Source organism: Pseudomonas sp. B21-017, assembly GCF_024749245.1.
In the GTDB taxonomy this organism is placed as follows: Bacteria; Pseudomonadota; Gammaproteobacteria; order Pseudomonadales; family Pseudomonadaceae; genus Aquipseudomonas.
Window position 1 is genome coordinate 5,836,010 of the sequence record NZ_CP087194.1, and the last position, 18,483, is coordinate 5,854,492.

At 55.3% G+C, this 18,483-nt stretch carries 18 protein-coding genes; all 18 read right to left on the reverse strand.

The features are described from left to right. Position 1: 1 nt before the first annotated feature. Positions 2-370: a 50S ribosomal protein L14 gene (rplN, locus tag LOY28_RS26575; RefSeq protein ID WP_002555479.1), complete on the reverse strand. Its 369-nt coding sequence runs from the start codon at positions 368-370 to the stop codon at positions 2-4. Between the two features lie 23 nt (positions 371-393). Beyond that, positions 394-660: a 30S ribosomal protein S17 gene (gene rpsQ, locus LOY28_RS26580; RefSeq protein ID WP_003176419.1), complete on the reverse strand. Its 267-nt coding sequence runs from the start codon at positions 658-660 to the stop codon at positions 394-396. 2 nt (positions 661-662) lie between these two features. Further along, positions 663-854 carry a 50S ribosomal protein L29 gene (gene rpmC / locus LOY28_RS26585; RefSeq protein WP_002555481.1) on the reverse strand — a complete coding sequence of 64 codons (192 nt, stop codon included), beginning with the start codon at positions 852-854 and terminating at the stop codon, positions 663-665. Further along, positions 854-1,267, reverse strand: a complete 414-nt coding sequence (gene rplP / locus LOY28_RS26590) for a 50S ribosomal protein L16 (protein WP_003228729.1) — start codon at positions 1,265-1,267, stop codon at positions 854-856. The genes rpmC and rplP overlap by 1 nt, the downstream gene beginning before the upstream one ends. A gap of 12 nt (positions 1,268-1,279) precedes the next feature. Then, positions 1,280-1,966, reverse strand: coding sequence for a 30S ribosomal protein S3 (gene rpsC, locus LOY28_RS26595; protein ID WP_003176422.1), 687 nt, complete (start codon positions 1,964-1,966; stop codon positions 1,280-1,282). Positions 1,967-1,979: 13 nt separating this feature from the next. Beyond that, positions 1,980-2,312 carry a 50S ribosomal protein L22 gene (gene rplV, locus LOY28_RS26600; RefSeq protein WP_003103908.1) on the reverse strand — a complete coding sequence of 111 codons (333 nt, stop codon included), beginning with the start codon at positions 2,310-2,312 and terminating at the stop codon, positions 1,980-1,982. A gap of 11 nt (positions 2,313-2,323) precedes the next feature. Then, entirely contained in the window at positions 2,324-2,599 is a 276-nt protein-coding gene (gene rpsS, locus LOY28_RS26605; RefSeq protein WP_002555486.1) for a 30S ribosomal protein S19, read from the reverse strand. A 16-nt stretch (positions 2,600-2,615) separates the two neighbouring features. Next, positions 2,616-3,440, reverse strand: a complete 825-nt coding sequence (rplB, locus tag LOY28_RS26610; protein WP_003186055.1) for a 50S ribosomal protein L2 — start codon at positions 3,438-3,440, stop codon at positions 2,616-2,618. Between the two features lie 14 nt (positions 3,441-3,454). Then, a complete protein-coding gene (gene rplW / locus LOY28_RS26615) occupies positions 3,455-3,754 on the reverse strand; it encodes a 50S ribosomal protein L23 (protein ID WP_002555488.1) in 300 nt (99 codons plus the stop codon). Then, entirely contained in the window at positions 3,751-4,353 is a 603-nt protein-coding gene (rplD, locus tag LOY28_RS26620) for a 50S ribosomal protein L4 (RefSeq protein WP_003228735.1), read from the reverse strand. The genes rplW and rplD overlap by 4 nt, the downstream gene beginning before the upstream one ends. 12 nt (positions 4,354-4,365) lie before the next feature. Continuing rightward, complete coding sequence (gene rplC / locus LOY28_RS26625) at positions 4,366-5,001, reverse strand: 50S ribosomal protein L3 (RefSeq protein WP_003186059.1); 636 nt, start codon at positions 4,999-5,001, stop codon at positions 4,366-4,368. Positions 5,002-5,081: 80 nt separating this feature from the next. Continuing rightward, positions 5,082-5,393 carry a 30S ribosomal protein S10 gene (rpsJ, locus tag LOY28_RS26630; protein WP_003186070.1) on the reverse strand — a complete coding sequence of 104 codons (312 nt, stop codon included), beginning with the start codon at positions 5,391-5,393 and terminating at the stop codon, positions 5,082-5,084. 158 nt (positions 5,394-5,551) lie between these two features. Further along, entirely contained in the window at positions 5,552-6,745 is a 1,194-nt protein-coding gene (gene tuf / locus LOY28_RS26635) for an elongation factor Tu (RefSeq protein WP_007933700.1), read from the reverse strand. Between the two features lie 30 nt (positions 6,746-6,775). Next, the gene (gene fusA / locus LOY28_RS26640; RefSeq protein WP_007933703.1) at positions 6,776-8,881 is read right to left on the reverse strand and encodes an elongation factor G; all 2,106 of its coding nucleotides are present in this window, start codon (positions 8,879-8,881) and stop codon (positions 6,776-6,778) included. A 30-nt stretch (positions 8,882-8,911) separates the two neighbouring features. Next, positions 8,912-9,382 carry a 30S ribosomal protein S7 gene (rpsG, locus tag LOY28_RS26645; RefSeq protein WP_002555493.1) on the reverse strand — a complete coding sequence of 157 codons (471 nt, stop codon included), beginning with the start codon at positions 9,380-9,382 and terminating at the stop codon, positions 8,912-8,914. 118 nt (positions 9,383-9,500) lie between these two features. Continuing rightward, positions 9,501-9,872 (reverse strand): 30S ribosomal protein S12, encoded by a 372-nt coding sequence (rpsL, locus tag LOY28_RS26650; protein WP_003186084.1) that lies wholly within the window; start codon positions 9,870-9,872, stop codon positions 9,501-9,503. A gap of 218 nt (positions 9,873-10,090) precedes the next feature. Beyond that, positions 10,091-14,290 carry a DNA-directed RNA polymerase subunit beta' gene (gene rpoC / locus LOY28_RS26655; protein WP_007933713.1) on the reverse strand — a complete coding sequence of 1,400 codons (4,200 nt, stop codon included), beginning with the start codon at positions 14,288-14,290 and terminating at the stop codon, positions 10,091-10,093. Between the two features lie 64 nt (positions 14,291-14,354). After that, a complete protein-coding gene (gene rpoB, locus LOY28_RS26660; protein ID WP_018925655.1) occupies positions 14,355-18,428 on the reverse strand; it encodes a DNA-directed RNA polymerase subunit beta in 4,074 nt (1,357 codons plus the stop codon). Positions 18,429-18,483: the final 55 nt, after the last annotated feature.

The following is an 18,483-nucleotide window of genomic DNA, read 5'->3' on the forward strand; positions in this document are numbered from 1 at the left end:
CTTACAGCACTTCTGGGGCGAGCGAGACGATCTTCATGAACTTCTCAGTACGAAGTTCACGGGTCACTGGCCCAAAGATACGGGTGCCGATCGGCTCTTGCTTGTTGTTCAGAAGAACAGCAGCGTTGCCATCAAAGCGGATAATGGAGCCATCTGCACGGCGAACGCCGTGACGAGTGCGGACTACAACAGCAGTCATCACTTGGCCTTTTTTCACCTTACCGCGAGGAATTGCTTCCTTCACGGTAACTTTGATGATGTCACCGATACCAGCGTAACGACGATGGGAGCCACCCAGCACCTTGATGCACATAACGCGGCGAGCGCCGCTGTTATCGGCCACATCGAGCATGGATTGAGTCTGAATCATATAATTTCTCCGACCCCTAGTCCTTAGACTTCCACAGCGCGTTCGAGAACATCAACCAGCGCCCAAGACTTGGTCTTGGCCAAAGGACGAGTTTCACGAATAGTGACTTTGTCGCCGATGTGGCACTGATTGGTTTCGTCGTGCGCGTGCAGCTTAGTCGAACGCTTAACGTATTTACCGTAGATCGGGTGCTTAACGCGACGCTCGATCAGAACGGTGATGGTTTTGTCCATCTTGTCGCTGACAACACGGCCAGTCAGCGTACGGACAGTTTTTTCGGCTTCAGCCATGATTACTTACCTGCCTGCTGGTTGAGCACAGTCTTCACGCGAGCGATGTCACGCTTAACTTGCGAGAGCAGATGAGACTGCCCCAACTGGCCAGTTGCTTTCTGCATACGCAGATTGAACTGGTCGCGCAGCAGGCCGAGCAGTTGCTCGTTCAGCTGCTGTGCGGATTTTTCACGAAGTTCATTCGCTTTCATCACATCACCGTCCGTTTAACAAAGGAGGTGGCGAGCGGCAGCTTTGCAGCAGCCAGGGCGAAAGCCTCACGCGCCAGCTCTTCAGAAACACCCTCGATTTCATACAGGACTTTGCCTGGCTGAATCTGGGCAACCCAGTATTCCACGTTACCCTTACCTTTACCCATCCGAACTTCGAGTGGCTTTTTGGAAATAGGCTTGTCCGGGAATACACGGATCCAGATCTTGCCGCCACGTTTAACGTGACGGGTCAGTGCACGACGCGCTGACTCGATCTGACGAGCGGTGAGACGACCACGAGCAACAGACTTCAGCGCGAACTCGCCGAAGCTGACTTTGCTACCGCGCAATGCCAGGCCACGGTTGTGACCAGTCATTTGCTTGCGGAACTTCGTACGCTTTGGTTGCAACATTTGGCGTACCCCTTACTTAGCAGCTTTTTTACGAGGCGCTGGTGCTTGTGGTTTCAGTTCTTCTTGGCGACCACCAATTACTTCGCCTTTGAAGATCCAAACCTTTACACCGATCACACCATAAGTGGTGTGAGCTTCGTAGTTGGCATAGTCGATGTCGGCACGCAGGGTGTGCAGAGGCACACGACCTTCGCGATACCATTCAGTACGTGCGATTTCAGCACCGCCGAGACGACCGCTCACTTGGATTTTGATGCCTTTGGCACCAATGCGCATGGCGTTCTGAACAGCGCGCTTCATAGCGCGACGGAACATTACGCGACGCTCCAGCTGCTGAGCTACGCTCTGCGCAACCAGCATACCGTCGAGCTCCGGCTTGCGGATCTCTTCGATATTGATGTGCACAGGCACACCCATTTGCTTGGTCAGGTCCTGACGCAGTTTCTCAACATCTTCACCTTTCTTCCCGATAACGATACCTGGACGAGCGGTGTGGATGGTGATACGTGCAGTTTGGGCCGGACGATGGATATCGATACGGCTTACGGACGCGCTTTTTAGTTTGTCTTGGAGATACTCACGCACCTTCAGATCAGCGAACAAGTAGTCCGCATAAGTCCGACCGTCTGCGTACCAGACGGAGGTGTGCTCCTTGACGATTCCCAGGCGAATGCCAATGGGATGTACTTTCTGACCCATCTCTTCGACTCCGTTACTTGTCAGCAACCTTGACAGTGATATGGCAAGACCGCTTGACGATGCGATCAGCACGGCCTTTGGCACGTGGCATGATGCGCTTCAGCGAACGCCCTTCGTTAACGAAAACGGTGCTGACTTTCAGGTCATCAACGTCTGCGCCTTCGTTATGCTCGGCGTTGGCTACGGCCGACTCCAGCACTTTCTTCATGATCTCGGCGGCTTTCTTACTGCTGAAAGCCAACAGGTTGAGCGCTTCGCCCACCTTCTTCCCGCGGATCTGGTCGGCGACCAAGCGGGCTTTCTGGGCGGAGATTCGAGCGCCCGACAACTTAGCGGCTACTTCCATTTCCTAACCCCTTAACGCTTGGCTTTCTTGTCTGCCACGTGCCCACGATATGTGCGGGTACCGGCGAACTCGCCCAGTTTGTGGCCGACCATGTCTTCGTTAACGAGAACTGGGACGTGTTGACGACCGTTGTGTACTGCGATGGTCAGACCGACCATTTGTGGCAGGATCATCGAGCGACGCGACCAGGTTTTAACTGGTTTGCGATCGTTCTTTTCCGCCGCCACTTCGATCTTCTTCAGTAGGTGAAGATCGATAAAAGGACCTTTTTTCAGAGAACGTGGCACTGTCGTATCCCTCTATTTACTTGCGACGACGGACGATCATTTTGTCGGTACGCTTATTACCACGAGTCTTCGCGCCCTTAGTCGGGAAGCCCCATGGCGATACCGGATGACGACCACCAGAGGTACGACCTTCACCACCACCATGTGGGTGGTCAACCGGGTTCATGGCAACACCACGAACGGTTGGGCGAACGCCACGCCAGCGTTTGGCACCAGCTTTACCCAGCGAACGCAGGCTGTGCTCGGAGTTCGAGACTTCGCCCAGGGTCGCGCGGCATTCAGCCAGCACTTTACGCATCTCACCAGAACGCAGACGCAGGGTCACGTAGACACCTTCACGAGCGATCAGCTGAGCCGAAGCACCAGCGGAACGAGCGATTTGCGCGCCTTTACCTGGCTTCAATTCGATGCCGTGTACGGTGCTACCAACTGGAATGTTACGCAGTTGCAGAGCGTTGCCCGGCTTGATCGGCGCCAGAGCACCTGCGATCAGCTGGTCGCCAGCACTCACGCCTTTAGGCGCAATGATGTAGCGACGCTCGCCATCTGCGTACAGCAGCAGAGCGATGTGAGCAGTACGGTTTGGATCGTATTCGATACGCTCAACAGTGGCAGCGATGCCATCTTTGTCGTTGCGACGGAAATCGACCAGACGATAATGCTGCTTATGGCCACCACCGATGTGACGAGTGGTAATACGACCATTGTTGTTACGACCACCAGACTTCGACTTTTTCTCGAGCAGCGGTGCGTGAGGAGCGCCTTTATGCAGCTCCTGGTTGACCACCTTGACCACAAAACGGCGGCCAGGGGAAGTCGGTTTGCATTTAACGATTGCCATGATGCACCCCTTCCTTACTCAGCACTGCTGCTGAAATCGAGATCTTGGCCTGGCTGAAGGGAGATAACTGCCTTCTTCCAGTCATTACGCTTGCCCAGACCGCGAGCAGTGCGCTTGCTCTTACCCAGAACATTCAGGGTAGTAACACGCTCTACTTTCACGCTGAACAGGCTTTCGACGGCCTTCTTGATTTCCAGCTTGGTTGCGTCAGTGGCAACCTTGAAAACGAACTGGCCTTTCTTGTCTGCCAGAACCGTAGCCTTCTCGGAAACGTGCGGGCCAAGCAGAACTTTAAATACGCGTTCCTGGTTCATCCCAGCAGCTCCTCGAATTTCTTCACGGCCGACACGGTGATCAACACCTTGTCGTATGCGATCAGACTAACTGGATCGGAACCTTGCACATCACGTACATCAACGTGCGGCAGGTTACGAGCAGCCAGGTACAGGTTCTGATCAACAGCGTCCGACACGATCAGAACGTCGGTCAGGCTCATGTTGTTCAGTTTGCCCAGCAGGTCTTTGGTTTTCGGCGTTTCAACAGCGAAATCCTGAACCACGACCAGACGATCAGTACGCACCAGCTCAGCAAGGATGGAACGCATTGCTGCGCGATACATCTTCTTGTTCAGCTTCTGGGAGTGATCCTGAGGACGAGCTGCGAAAGTGGTACCGCCGCCACGCCAGATTGGGCTACGGATAGTACCGGCACGAGCACGGCCAGTACCTTTCTGACGCCATGGGCGCTTACCGCCACCACGAACGTCGGAACGGGTCTTTTGCTGCTTGCTACCTTGACGGCCGCCGGCCATGTAGGCCACGACTGCTTGGTGAACCAGCGTCTCGTTGAATTCGCCGCCAAATGTCAGTTCGGAAACTTCGATCGCTTGAGCGTCATTTACATTTAATTGCATGTCAGCTTCCCCTTAACCGCGAGCCTTGGCTGCTGGACGTACAACCAAGTTGCCGCCAGTAGCGCCAGGAACAGCGCCCTTGACCAACAACAGATTGCGTTCAGCGTCCACGCGCACTACTTCGAGGGACTGCACGGTCACGCGCTCAGCGCCCATATGACCGGACATTTTTTTGCCCTTGAATACACGACCAGGAGTCTGGCACTGGCCGATAGAGCCTGGAACGCGGTGGGATACGGAGTTACCGTGGGTGTTATCTTGCCCGCGGAAATTCCAACGCTTGATCGTACCCTGGAAGCCTTTACCTTTGGACTGACCGGTTACATCAACCAGTTGACCAGCAGCGAAGATTTCAGCATTGATCAGATCGCCGGCCTGGTACTCGCCTTCTTCAAGGCGGAATTCCATTACGGTACGACCAGCGGCAACGTTCGCCTTAGCGAAGTGGCCAGCTTGCGCAGCTGTAACACGCGAAGCACGACGCTCGCCTACAGTGACTTGCACTGCACGATAGCCATCGGTCTCTTCAGTTTTGAACTGGGTGACGCGATTCGGCTCGATCTCAATGACCGTGACCGGAATGGAGACACCTTCTTCGGTGAAAATACGGGTCATACCGCATTTACGACCGACTACACCAATAGTCATGTTGTAAACCTCATGAGTGTACGGGGCTTTCACCCGCTATGGCCGCCCATTTCAGAGCGTTACACGACTAAGACCGAGTCTTAGCCGAGGCTGATCTGCACTTCCACACCGGCCGCAAGATCAAGCTTCATAAGAGCATCAACGGTTTTATCCGTTGGCTGGACGATGTCCAGAACGCGCTTATGAGTACGGATCTCGTACTGGTCACGCGCGTCTTTGTTGACGTGCGGGGAGACCAGAACGGTGAACCGCTCTTTACGGGTAGGCAGTGGAATTGGACCACGCACTTGAGCACCAGTACGTTTCGCGGTTTCCACGATTTCCTGGGTGGATTGGTCGATCAGGCGATGGTCAAAAGCCTTCAACCTGATACGGATTTGCTGATTTTGCATTGGATTTCAGACTCCGGCTGCTATTCCCACCGGGCGCAATACGCCCGTTAAAAGGAGGCGCAATTCTATAGACGCCCCCGATAGGTGTCAACCCAATAAAAAAGCCCCCGCTAAGCGGGGGCTTTTTCAAAGCATCGAAGCTATCTCAGAAGAGAAGCTTACTCGATGATTTTAGCTACAACGCCAGCACCAACGGTACGGCCGCCTTCGCGAATAGCGAAACGCAGACCGTCTTCCATTGCGATGGTTTTGATCAGGGTAACAGTCATTTGAATGTTATCGCCTGGCATTACCATTTCAACGCCTTCTGGCAGCTCGCAGTTACCAGTCACGTCAGTAGTACGGAAGTAGAACTGTGGACGGTAGCCTTTGAAGAACGGAGTGTGACGACCGCCTTCTTCTTTGCTCAGAACGTAAACTTCTGCGGTGAACTTGGTGTGCGGCTTAACGGTACCTGGCTTAACCAGAACCTGACCACGCTCCACGTCATCACGCTTGGTGCCGCGCAGCAGCACGCCGCAGTTCTCGCCAGCACGACCTTCGTCGAGCAGTTTGCGGAACATTTCAACACCGGTGCAGGTGGTGACGGTAGTGTCACGCAGACCAACGATTTCCAGCGGATCCTGAACGCGAACGATACCGCGCTCGATACGACCAGTCACAACAGTACCGCGACCCGAGATCGAGAATACGTCTTCGATTGGCATCAGGAACGGCTTGTCAGTCAGACGAACTGGTTCTGGGATGTAGCTGTCCAGAGTTTCAACCAGTTTCTTGACGGCAGTGGTGCCCATCTCGTTATCGTCCAGACCATCCAGCGCCATACGAGCGGAGCCGATGATGATTGGAGTGTCATCGCCTGGGAAGTCGTAAGTGCTCAGCAGATCGCGCACTTCCATCTCAACCAGTTCCAGCAGCTCAGCGTCGTCTACCAGGTCAGCCTTGTTCAGGAAAACCACGATGTACGGAACGCCTACCTGACGGGACAGCAGGATGTGCTCACGGGTTTGTGGCATCGGACCATCAGCGGCCGAGCAAACCAGGATAGCGCCGTCCATTTGAGCAGCACCGGTGATCATGTTCTTCACATAGTCAGCGTGACCTGGGCAGTCAACGTGAGCGTAGTGACGGATCTTCGAGTTGTACTCAACGTGAGCGGTGTTGATGGTGATACCGCGAGCTTTCTCTTCTGGCGCGCTGTCGATCTTGTCGAAGTCAACACGAGCCGAACCGAAAACTTCGGAGCAGACGCGAGTCAGAGCAGCGGTCAGAGTGGTTTTACCGTGGTCAACGTGACCGATAGTGCCAACGTTGACGTGCGGTAGGGAACGATCAAATTTTTCTTTAGCCACGACAATTAACTCCTTGCCTAAAGGACTGAATCAGCCTTGTTTTTTGGTAACGGTTTCGACGATGTGCGACGGAGCCGTATTGTATTTTTTGAATTCCATAGAGTAGCTTGCGCGACCCTGAGACATGGAACGAACGTCGGTCGCATAACCGAACATCTCGCCCAACGGAACCTCGGCACGAATTACTTTACCGGAAACCGTATCTTCCATACCCAGAATCATGCCGCGACGACGGTTAAGGTCGCCCATCACGTCACCCATATAGTCTTCAGGCGTAACAACCTCTACCGCCATGATCGGCTCAAGCAACTCACCACCACCCTTCTGGGCCAGTTGCTTGGTCGCCATGGAAGCAGCCACCTTAAACGCCATCTCGTTCGAGTCGACGTCGTGGTAAGAACCATCAAACACGGTAGCCTTCAGGCCGATCAGCGGATAGCCGGCAACAACACCGTTCTTCATCTGCTCTTCGATACCCTTCTGGATAGCCGGGATGTATTCCTTAGGAACCACACCACCCACTACTTCGTTCAGGAATTGCAGACCTTCCTGACCTTCGTCAGCAGGTGCAAAACGGATCCAGCAATGACCAAACTGGCCACGACCGCCGGACTGACGAACGAACTTGCCTTCGATTTCGCAGCTCTTCGTGATGCGCTCACGGTACGAAACTTGAGGCTTACCGATGTTGGCTTCGACGTTGAACTCACGGCGCATCCGGTCAACCAGGATGTCCAGGTGCAGCTCGCCCATGCCGGAGATGATCGTTTGACCAGTCTCTTCATCAGTTTTGACGCGGAAAGACGGGTCTTCCTGAGCAAGTTTGCCCAGAGCGATACCCATTTTTTCCTGGTCATCCTTGGTCTTAGGCTCTACGGCAACCGAAATAACCGGCTCCGGGAAGTCCATGCGAACCAGGATGATTGGCTTGTCAGCGTTGCACAAAGTTTCACCAGTGGTGACGTCCTTCATGCCGATCAAGGCCGCGATGTCACCAGCGCGTACTTCCTTGATTTCTTCACGGGCGTTTGCGTGCATTTGCACCATACGACCCACGCGCTCTTTCTTGCCTTTTACCGAGTTGATCACGCCGTCGCCGGAGGCCAACACGCCCGAGTAAACCCGAACAAAGGTCAAGGTACCCACGAATGGGTCGGTAGCGATCTTGAACGCCAGAGCCGCGAAAGGCTCGTCGTCGCTTGCATGACGCTCCATTTCCTCTTCCTCGTTATCCGGGTTGGAACCCTTGATAGCAGGAATGTCGGTAGGAGCAGGCAGGAAGTCGATAACGGCGTCGAGAACCAGGGGAACACCCTTGTTCTTGAAGGAAGAACCGCAAACAGCCAGAACGATCTCACCAGCGATAGTACGCTGACGCAGAGCGGCCTTGATTTCCTCGATGGAGAGCTCTTCCCCTTCGAGATACTTGTTCATCAGCTCTTCGTTGGCTTCGGCCGCAGCCTCGACCATGTTGCTGCGCCACTCTTCAGCCAGCTCTTGCAGCTCGGCAGGAATGTCCTTGCGAACAGGGACCATACCCTTGTCAGAGTCATTCCAGTAGACAGCTTGCATGTTGATCAGATCGATCTGACCCTGGAAGTTGTCTTCGGAACCGATAGCCAACTGGATTGGCACCGGAGTGTGACCCAGACGCTGCTTGATCTGACCGATCACGCGCAGGAAGTTAGCGCCAGCACGGTCCATCTTGTTTACGTAAACAAGACGTGGAACGCCGTACTTGTTGGCCTGACGCCATACGGTTTCCGACTGAGGCTCAACACCCGAAGTACCGCAGAACACAACGACAGCGCCGTCGAGTACGCGCAGGGAGCGTTCAACTTCAATAGTGAAGTCTACGTGGCCCGGGGTATCGATAACGTTGAAACGGTGTTCGTGCGAGTACTGCTTCTCAGAACCTTTCCAGAAGGCGGTGATAGCAGCAGAAGTAATGGTAATACCACGCTCCTGCTCCTGCACCATCCAGTCTGTGGTCGCGGCGCCGTCATGCACCTCGCCCATTTTGTGACTTTTGCCAGTGTAAAAAAGGACGCGCTCGGTGGTGGTGGTTTTACCAGCATCCACGTGAGCAACGATACCGATGTTACGGTAGCGGCTAATCGGAGTAGTACGAGCCATAAAGCCCTCGCAAAATTAGTGAAGCTAAAATTAGAAGCGGTAGTGCGAGAAAGCCTTGTTGGCTTCAGCCATACGGTGCACGTCTTCACGCTTCTTAACAGCAGCACCTTTACCTTCAGCAGCGTCCAACAGTTCGCCAGCCAAACGCAGAGCCATAGACTTCTCGCCGCGCTTACGGGCGAAGTCTACCAACCAGCGCATTGCCAGCGCGTTACGACGGGACGGACGAACTTCGACCGGAACCTGGTAAGTAGCACCGCCTACACGGCGCGACTTTACTTCGACCAGCGGAGCGATGGCGTCGAGAGCTTTCTCGAAGATTTCCAGGGGGTCGCTGTTCTTGCGTTCTTTAACCTTTTCCAGCGCGCCATAAACGATACGCTCGGCAACGGCTTTTTTGCCGCTTTCCATCACGTGGTTCATGAACTTGGCCAGGATTTGGCTTCCGTATTTTGGATCGTCAAGCACTTCGCGCTTGGCTGCTACGCGTCTTCTTGGCATGGATAAGCCCTCAAACGGTCTTCAGGTTCGCTCGGAATCGGTGCCCTTTCGGGACGCCTCCGACCTTACTCTTATCGACTCAGAAAAATAGAAATCGGTTTTTTGCTGCAAGCGACTATTACTTCGGACGCTTGGTACCGTACTTCGAACGACCTTGGTTACGACCTTTAACGCCGGAAGTATCCAAAGAGCCGCGAACGGTGTGGTAACGAACACCTGGCAAGTCTTTTACACGACCGCCGCGGATCAGTACCACGCTGTGCTCTTGCAGGTTGTGGCCTTCACCGCCGATGTACGAGGAAACCTCGAAACCGTTGGTCAGACGCACACGGCATACTTTACGCAGTGCCGAGTTAGGTTTTTTCGGCGTAGTGGTATACACACGGGTGCATACGCCACGACGTTGCGGGCAGTTCTGCAGCGCAGGCACGTCGGATTTCTCGACGATACGCTTACGCGGCTGACGTACCAGCTGGTTGATAGTTGCCATCTACTAGCTCCACTGTTGTCTTGCGACGCTATTGTCTTGCAAGAAAAGCAAAATGGCAGGAACGAATCCCCGCCAAATTTAGGGGTACAAGAGTCTAAAGAGGATCTTGCCCCCAGTCAAGGCAAGGCCCCGACCTCTCCCCCCATCCAACCTCGACAAATTGTCTCGACTGGATGAACGGAGCGATCAGGGCCTGCACTCATTTACTACCGCAGAACTCAGTTACCGCTCGAGTTCAGCGCTTCGGTCAGTGCAGCTTCCACTTCACTGGCGCTCACGCGCAACGGTTTGTCAGCATCACGGCGGCGCTTGCGCTCGCTGTGATAAGCCAGACCGGTACCGGCCGGGATCAGACGACCCACGACCACGTTTTCTTTCAGGCCGCGCAGGTAATCGCGCTTGCCGGTTACCGCCGCCTCGGTCAGTACGCGAGTGGTTTCCTGGAAGGAAGCCGCCGAGATGAACGATTCGGTGGACAACGACGCCTTGGTGATACCCAGCAGAACACGAGTGAACTTGGAGACAAATTTGTCTTCATTGCTCAGACGCTCGTTCTCTACCAGCACGTGAGTCAATTCCATCTGGTCGCCCTTGATGAAACTGGAATCGCCGGATTCAGCGATCTCAACTTTACGCAGCATCTGACGCAGGATGGTCTCGATGTGCTTGTCGTTGATCTTCACGCCTTGCAGACGGTAAACGTCCTGGATCTCGTTCACGATGTACTTGGCCAGCGCACTCACACCCAGCAGACGCAGGATGTCGTGTGGATCGCTCGGACCGTCGGAGATAACTTCGCCGCGGTTTACCTGTTCGCCTTCGAAGACGTTCAGGTGACGCCACTTCGGAATCAGCTCTTCGTACGGATCGCTACCGTCGTTCGGGGTGATAACCAGACGGCGCTTGCCTTTGGTCTCTTTACCGAACGCGATGGTGCCGCTGACTTCAGCCAGAATCGAGGCTTCTTTCGGACGACGGGCTTCGAACAAGTCGGCAACACGCGGCAGACCACCGGTGATGTCACGGGTCTTCGAAGTCTCTTGCGGAATACGAGCGATAACATCACCGATCGCGATTTTCGCACCGTCCGCTACACCGACCAGGGCGTTAGCAGGCAGGAAGTACTGAGCAATTACGTCGGTACCCGGCAGCAAGAGATCCTTGCCGTTGTCATCAACCATCTTCACAGCAGGACGGATATCTTTACCGGCAGCTGGACGGTCTTTGGCGTCGAGTACTTCAATGTTGGTCATACCGGTCAATTCGTCAGTCTGACGCTTGATCGTGATGCCTTCTTCCATACCCACGTAGGTCACGGTACCTTTCATTTCGGTAACGATTGGGTGAGTGTGCGGATCCCACTTGGCCACGATTGCGCCAGCGTCGACCTTGTCACCTTCTTTAACCGAAATCACAGCACCGTACGGCAGCTTGTAGCGCTCACGCTCACGACCGAAGTCATCAGCGATTGCCAGCTCACCGGAACGGGACACAGCAACCAGGCAACCGTCCACTCGCTCAACGTGCTTCAGGTTATGCAGACGGACGGTACCGCCATTCTTCACCTGAACGCTGTCGGCTGCGGAGGTCCGGCTTGCCGCACCACCGATGTGGAACGTACGCATGGTCAGCTGGGTACCCGGCTCACCGATGGACTGGGCAGCGATAACGCCGACCGCTTCACCGATGTTCACCTGGTGACCACGAGCCAAGTCACGGCCGTAGCACTTGGCGCAAATGCCGTAGCGGGTTTCGCAGCTGATCGGCGAACGCACGATTACTTCGTCGATGCTGTTCAGCTCGATGAACTCGACCCACTTCTCGTCTACCAGAGTGCCGGCAGGAACGATAACTTCCTCGGTACCTGGCTTGAATACGTCACGGGCAATGACACGACCCAATACGCGCTCACCCAACGGCTCAACAACGTCACCGCCTTCAATGTGCGGAGTCATTACCAGGCCATGTTCGGTACCGCAATCGATCTCGGTCACAACCAGATCCTGCGCCACGTCTACCAGACGACGAGTCAGGTAACCGGAGTTCGCAGTTTTCAACGCGGTATCCGCCAGACCTTTACGAGCACCGTGAGTAGAGATGAAGTACTGAAGTACGCTCAAACCTTCACGGAAGTTCGCAGTAATCGGCGTTTCGATGATGGAACCGTCCGGCTTGGCCATCAGGCCACGCATACCGGCGAGCTGACGGATCTGCGCAGCAGAACCCCGTGCGCCCGAGTCGGCCATCATGTACATCGAGTTGAAGGATTCCTGGTCAACTTCGACGCCATGGCGGTCAATGACTTTCTCTTTCGAGAGGTTGGCCATCATCGCCTTGGATACTTCGTCGTTCGCCTTGGACCAAAGGTCGATCACTTTGTTGTACTTCTCGCCCTGGGTTACCAGGCCGGAGGCGTACTGACTTTCGATCTCTTTCACTTCGTCGGTGGCGGCACCGATGATGCGGGCTTTTTCATCCGGGATAACGAAGTCGTTAACACCGATGGAAACGCCGGAGATGGTCGAATAGGCAAAACCGGTGTACATCAACTGGTCAGCGAAGATCACGGTCTCTTTCAAACCAACCACGCGGTAGCACTGGTTGATCAGCTTGGAGATCGCTTTCTTTTTCATCGGCAGGTTGACGACGTCGAAGGACAGACCTTTTGGCACAACCTGGAACAACAGCGCACGGCCGACGGTAGTGTCGACGATACGAGTGTTGGTCACGCTGCCGCCATCACGATCGTTCACGGTTTCGTTGATCCGCACCTTGACCTTGGCGTGCAGTGCGGCTTCGCCGGCACGGAACACACGGTCAACTTCCTGCAGATCCGCGAACACACGACCTTCGCCTTTGGCGTTGATCGCTTCACGAGTCATGTAGTACAGACCCAATACAACGTCCTGCGAAGGAACGATGATTGGCTCACCGTTGGCTGGCGACAGAATGTTGTTGGTCGACATCATCAACGCACGCGCTTCCAGCTGGGCTTCCAGCGTCAGCGGTACGTGCACGGCCATTTGGTCGCCGTCGAAGTCGGCGTTGTACGCAGCACAGACCAGAGGGTGCAGCTGGATAGCCTTACCTTCGATCAGTACCGGTTCAAACGCCTGGATACCCAGACGGTGAAGGGTCGGTGCACGGTTGAGGAGAACCGGGTGTTCGCGAATCACTTCAGCGAGAACGTCCCAAACCTCTGGCAGCTCACGCTCAACCATCTTCTTGGCCGCTTTGATGGTGGTAGCAAGACCACGCATTTCCAGCTTGCCGAAAATGAACGGCTTGAACAGTTCGAGAGCCATCTTCTTCGGCAGACCGCACTGGTGCAGACGCAGGGTCGGACCTACGGTAATTACCGAACGACCGGAGTAGTCAACACGCTTACCGAGCAAGTTCTGACGGAAACGACCTTGCTTACCCTTGATCATGTCAGCCAGGGATTTCAGAGGACGCTTGTTGGAACCGGTGATAGCGCGGCCACGACGACCGTTGTCGAGCAGTGCGTCGACGGCTTCCTGCAACATACGCTTTTCGTTGCGCACGATGATGTCCGGAGCGGACAGATCAAGCAGGCGCTTCAAACGGTTGTTACGGTTGATCACTCGACGATACAGATCGTTGAGGTCGGAAGTCGCGAAACGACCGCCATCCAATGGGACCAGTGGACGCAGATCTGGCGGCAGAACCGGCAGAACGGTCAGCACCATCCACTCTGGCAGGTTGCCGGAACCCTGGAAGGCTTCCATCAACTTCAGACGCTTGGACAGCTTTTTGATTTTGGTTTCGGAGTTGGTTTGCGGAATCTCTTCACGCAGACGGCCAATCTCGTGTTCCAGGTCGATAGCGTGCAGCAGTTCACGGACAGCTTCGGCACCCATGCGGGCATCGAAATCGTCGCCGAACTCTTCCAGCGCTTCGAAGTACTGCTCGTCGTTGAGCAGCTGACCCTTTTCAAGGGTGGTCATGCCTGGATCGATAACGACATAGCTCTCGAAGTAGAGAACGCGCTCGATATCACGCAGGGTCATGTCCATCAGCAAGCCGATACGGGACGGCAGCGATTTCAGGAACCAGATGTGGGCTACTGGCGAGGCCAGCTCGATGTGCGCCATGCGCTCACGACGAACTTTTGCCAGCGCGACTTCAACGCCGCACTTCTCGCAGATCACACCACGGTGCTTCAAGCGCTTGTACTTACCGCACAGGCACTCGTAATCCTTTACCGGGCCAAAGATCTTGGCGCAGAACAGGCCGTCACGCTCAGGTTTGAACGTACGGTAGTTGATGGTTTCCGGCTTTTTAACTTCACCGAACGACCACGAACGGATCATCTCAGGCGATGCCAATCCAATACGGATGGCGTCGAACTCTTCGACTTGACCCTGGTTTTTCAGCAAATTCAGTAGGTCTTTCAAGGCCTTTCCTCCTGGCGGAGCAGAGAGCGGGCAATCCTGCCCCGCTCTCGATTCGCGTCACGTGTTATTCGGTTTCCAGATCGATATCGATGCCGAGGGAACGAATTTCCTTGATCAACACGTTGAAGGACTCGGGCATGCCCGGCTCCATACGGTGATCGCCGTCCACGATGTTTTTGTACATCTTGGTCCGGCCGTTCACATCGTCCGACTTCACTGTGAGCATTTCTTGCAGAGTGTAAGCAGCACCGTATGCTTCCAGTGCCCAGACCTCCATCTCCCCGAAACGCTGACCACCGAACTGCGCCTTACCACCCAGCGGCTGCTGGGTAACCAGGCTGTACGAACCAGTAGAACGAGCGTGCATCTTGTCGTCTACCAAGTGGTTCAGCTTCAGCATGTACATGTAGCCAACAGTAACCGGGCGCTCGAACTTGTTGCCGGTACGGCCGTCGGTCAGCTGCATCTGGCCGCTTTCTGGCAGGTCTGCCAGTTTCAGCATGGCCTTGATTTCGCTTTCCTTGGCGCCGTCGAACACTGGAGTGGCCATTGGAACGCCGCCACGCAGGTTCTTCGCCAGATCCAGAATTTCCTGGTCGGAGAAGCTATCCAGATCTTCGTTACGACCGCCGATCTGGTTGTAGATCTCGTCCAGGAAGGTGCGAAGTTCAGCAACCTTACGCTGCTCTTCGACCATCCGGTTGATCTTCTCGCCCAGACCTTTGGCCGCGAGGCCCAGGTGGGTTTCAAGGATCTGACCAACGTTCATACGCGAAGGTACGCCCAACGGGTTGAGGACGACGTCGACCGGGGTGCCATTGGCATCGTGCGGCATGTCTTCAACCGGCATGATCACGGAGACCACACCCTTGTTACCGTGACGACCGGCCATCTTGTCGCCCGGCTGGATGCGGCGACGGATTGCCAGGTAAACCTTGACGATTTTCAGCACGCCTGGAGCCAGGTCATCGCCCTGCTGCAGCTTGCGCTTCTTGTCTTCGAACTTGTCGTCCAGCAGACGGCGGCGATCAACGATGTAGGCCTGAGCCTTCTCGAGCTGCTCGTTCAGAGCATCTTCAGCCATGCGCAGCTTGAACCACTGGCCGTGCTCAAGACCGTCGAGAACTTCGTCGGTGATTTCCTGACCTTTCTTCAGACCGGCGCCGCCTTCGGCTTTGTGGCCGACCAGAGCGGAACGCAGACGTTCGAAAGTAGCGCCTTCAACGATACGGAACTCTTCGTTCAGGTCCTTGCGGATCTCGTCGAGTTGAGTCTTCTCGATCGACAGTGCACGAGCATCACGCTCAACGCCGTCACGAGTGAAGACCTGTACGTCGATGACAGTACCCTTGGTGCCGGTAGGCACACGCAGGGAGGTGTCTTTAACGTCGCTGGCTTTTTCACCGAAGATCGCACGCAGCAGTTTTTCTTCCGGAGTCAGTTGGGTCTCGCCTTTCGGAGTGACCTTACCTACCAGGATGTCGCCTGCGCCTACTTCAGCACCTACGTAAACGATACCGGCTTCGTCCAGCTTGTTCAGTGCAGCTTCACCCACGTTCGGGATGTCTGCAGTGATTTCCTCTGGCCCAAGCTTGGTGTCACGCGCCACACAGGTCAGTTCCTGGATGTGGATCGTGGTGAAACGGTCTTCCTGAACAACACGCTCGGACAGGCAGATGGAGTCTTCGAAGTTGAAGCCGTTCCATGCCATGAACGCGATGCGCATGTTCTGACCCAGAGCCAGTTCACCCATATCGGTGGACGGACCGTCGGCCATGATGTCGCTGCGCTGAACCCGATCACCTTTGCTCACCAGCGGACGCTGGTTGATGCAGGTGTTCTGGTTGGAGCGGGTGTACTTGGTCAGGTTGTAGATGTCGACACCAGCTTCGCCGGTTTCAACTTCATCATCAGCAACACGAACCACGATACGGCTGGCGTCGACGGAATCGATCACACCGCCACGACGAGCCACGACGCAAACGCCGGAGTCGCGAGCCACGTTACGTTCCATGCCGGTACCTACCAGCGGCTTGTCAGCACGCAGGGTTGGTACAGCTTGACGCTGCATGTTCGAACCCATCAACGCACGGTTGGCGTCGTCGTGCTCGAGGAACGGGATCAGCGACGCAGCAACCGAAACTACCTGCTTCGGCGACACGTCCATCAAGGTGACATCTTCCGGCGCCTTGACGGTGAACTCGTTCAAGTGACGAACAGCTACCAGCTCGTCGATCAGGACTTTCTTGTCGTTCATCGTGGCCGAAGCCTGAGCGATCACGTGATCAGCTTCTTCGATGGCGGACAGGAAAACGATCTCGTCGGTGACCAGAGCGTCTTTCACCACGCGGTACGGGCTCTCGAGGAAGCCGTACTGGTTGGTGCGCGCATAGGCGGCCAGGGAGTTGATCAGACCGATGTTCGGACCTTCCGGCGTTTCAATCGGGCATACACGACCGTAGTGAGTCGGGTGTACGTCACGGACTTCGAAGCCTGCACGTTCGCGAGTCAAACCGCCTGGGCCGAGTGCAGAGACACGACGCTTGTGGGTGATCTCGGACAGCGGGTTGTTCTGGTCCATGAACTGGGACAGCTGACTGGAACCGAAGAACTCTTTCACCGCCGCAGCCACTGGCTTGGCGTTGATCAGGTCTTGCGGCATCAGGCCTTCGCTTTCAGCCATCGACAGACGCTCTTTGACCGCACGCTCAACACGTACCAGGCCAACGCGGAACTGGTTCTCGGCCATTTCGCCTACGCAGCGAACACGACGGTTACCCAGGTGGTCGATGTCATCGACGATGCCTTTACCGTTACGGATGTCGACCAGAGTCTTCAGAACCGCGACGATGTCTTCTTTGCACAACACGCCCGAACCTTCGATCTCGGTACGACCGATACGACGGTTGAACTTCATCCGGCCGACCGCAGACAGGTCATAGCGCTCAGGACTGAAGAACAGGTTGTTGAACAGTGTCTCGGCAGCGTCCTTGGTTGGCGGCTCGCCTGGACGCATCATGCGATAGATCTCGACCAGCGCTTCCAATTGGTTGCTGGTGGAGTCGATCTTCAGGGTGTCGGAGACGAACGGACCGCAGTCGATATCGTTGGTGTACAGAGTTTCGATGCGAACAACGCCCGCCTTGGCAATTTTTGCCAGGATTTCGGTGTTCAGCTCGGTGTTGCACTCTGCCAGGATTTCGCCGGTAGCCGGATGCACGATGACCTTGGCGGTAGTGCGACCCAGGACGTAGTCCAGAGGCACTTGCAGCTCTTTGATCCCGGCTTTTTCCAGCTGGTTGATGTGGCGAGCGGTAATACGACGACCTTGCTCGACAATAACCTTGCCTTTGTCATCCTGAATATCGAGGACAGCAATTTCACCACGCAGGCGCTGAGGCACCAGTTCCAGGCTGAGGTTTTCACCCTGCACATGGAAGACGTTGGTGGTGTAGAACGCGTCCAGCACTTCTTCAGTGGTATAGCCCAGCGCGCGCAGCAGTACCGATGCAGGCAGCTTGCGGCGACGGTCGATACGCACAAATACGCAATCTTTCGGGTCGAACTCGAAGTCCAGCCACGAACCGCGGTAAGGAATGATGCGCGCGGAGTACAGCAGTTTGCCGGAGCTGTGCGTCTTGCCACGGTCGTGGTCGAAGAACACGCCCGGGGAACGGTGCAGCTGGGAAACGATTACACGCTCGGTACCGTTGATTACGAAGGTACCGTTCTCAGTCATCAGGGGGATTTCACCCATGTAGACTTCTTGCTCTTTGATGTCCTTGATCGCTTTGTTCGACGATTCTTTGTCGAAAATGATCAGGCGCACTTTTACCCGCAAAGGTACGGCATAAGTTACACCGCGCAATACGCATTCTTTGACATCAAATGCCGGTTCGCCCAGGCGATAACCGACGTACTCCAGCGCAGCATTGCCGGAGTAGCTGATGATCGGGAAAACGGATTTGAAGGCCGCATGCAGGCCCACGTCGCGGAACTGATCTTTAGTCGCTCCCGCTTGCAAGAATTCACGATACGAATCCAGCTGGATGGCCAGGAGGTACGGCACATCCATGACGTCCGGCAACTTGCTAAAGTCCTTGCGGATACGTTTTTTCTCAGTATATGAGTAAGCCATCAGCGTTCCCCAGCTTGGTCACCTGCTTGTTTGGCCCCTCCCGACGGGAGCAGCC

Bases quoted from the DNA above. Each gene is read 5' to 3' on its own strand.
- rplB (WP_003186055.1), bottom strand. From the start codon at position 3,440: ATGGCAATCGTTAAATGCAAACCGACTTCCCCTGGCCGCCGTTTTGTG.
- rpsC (WP_003176422.1), bottom strand. From the start codon at position 1,966: ATGGGTCAGAAAGTACATCCCATTGGCATTCGCCTGGGAATCGTCAAG.
- rpmC (WP_002555481.1), bottom strand. From the start codon at position 854: ATGAAAGCGAATGAACTTCGTGAAAAATCCGCACAGCAGCTGAACGAG.
- rpsJ (WP_003186070.1), bottom strand. From the start codon at position 5,393: ATGCAAAATCAGCAAATCCGTATCAGGTTGAAGGCTTTTGACCATCGC.
- fusA (WP_007933703.1), bottom strand. From the start codon at position 8,881: ATGGCTCGTACTACTCCGATTAGCCGCTACCGTAACATCGGTATCGTT.
- rplN (WP_002555479.1), bottom strand. From the start codon at position 370: ATGATTCAGACTCAATCCATGCTCGATGTGGCCGATAACAGCGGCGCT.
- rpsQ (WP_003176419.1), bottom strand. From the start codon at position 660: ATGGCTGAAGCCGAAAAAACTGTCCGTACGCTGACTGGCCGTGTTGTC.
- rplW (WP_002555488.1), bottom strand. From the start codon at position 3,754: ATGAACCAGGAACGCGTATTTAAAGTTCTGCTTGGCCCGCACGTTTCC.
- rpsG (WP_002555493.1), bottom strand. From the start codon at position 9,382: ATGCCAAGAAGACGCGTAGCAGCCAAGCGCGAAGTGCTTGACGATCCA.
- rplP (WP_003228729.1), bottom strand. From the start codon at position 1,267: ATGTTGCAACCAAAGCGTACGAAGTTCCGCAAGCAAATGACTGGTCAC.
- rpsL (WP_003186084.1), bottom strand. From the start codon at position 9,872: ATGGCAACTATCAACCAGCTGGTACGTCAGCCGCGTAAGCGTATCGTC.
- rplC (WP_003186059.1), bottom strand. From the start codon at position 5,001: ATGACTATTGGTGTAGTCGGTCGTAAATGCGGTATGACCCGTATTTTC.
- rpoB (WP_018925655.1), bottom strand. From the start codon at position 18,428: ATGGCTTACTCATATACTGAGAAAAAACGTATCCGCAAGGACTTTAGC.
- rplD (WP_003228735.1), bottom strand. From the start codon at position 4,353: ATGCAATTAAATGTAAATGACGCTCAAGCGATCGAAGTTTCCGAACTG.
- rplV (WP_003103908.1), bottom strand. From the start codon at position 2,312: ATGGAAGTAGCCGCTAAGTTGTCGGGCGCTCGAATCTCCGCCCAGAAA.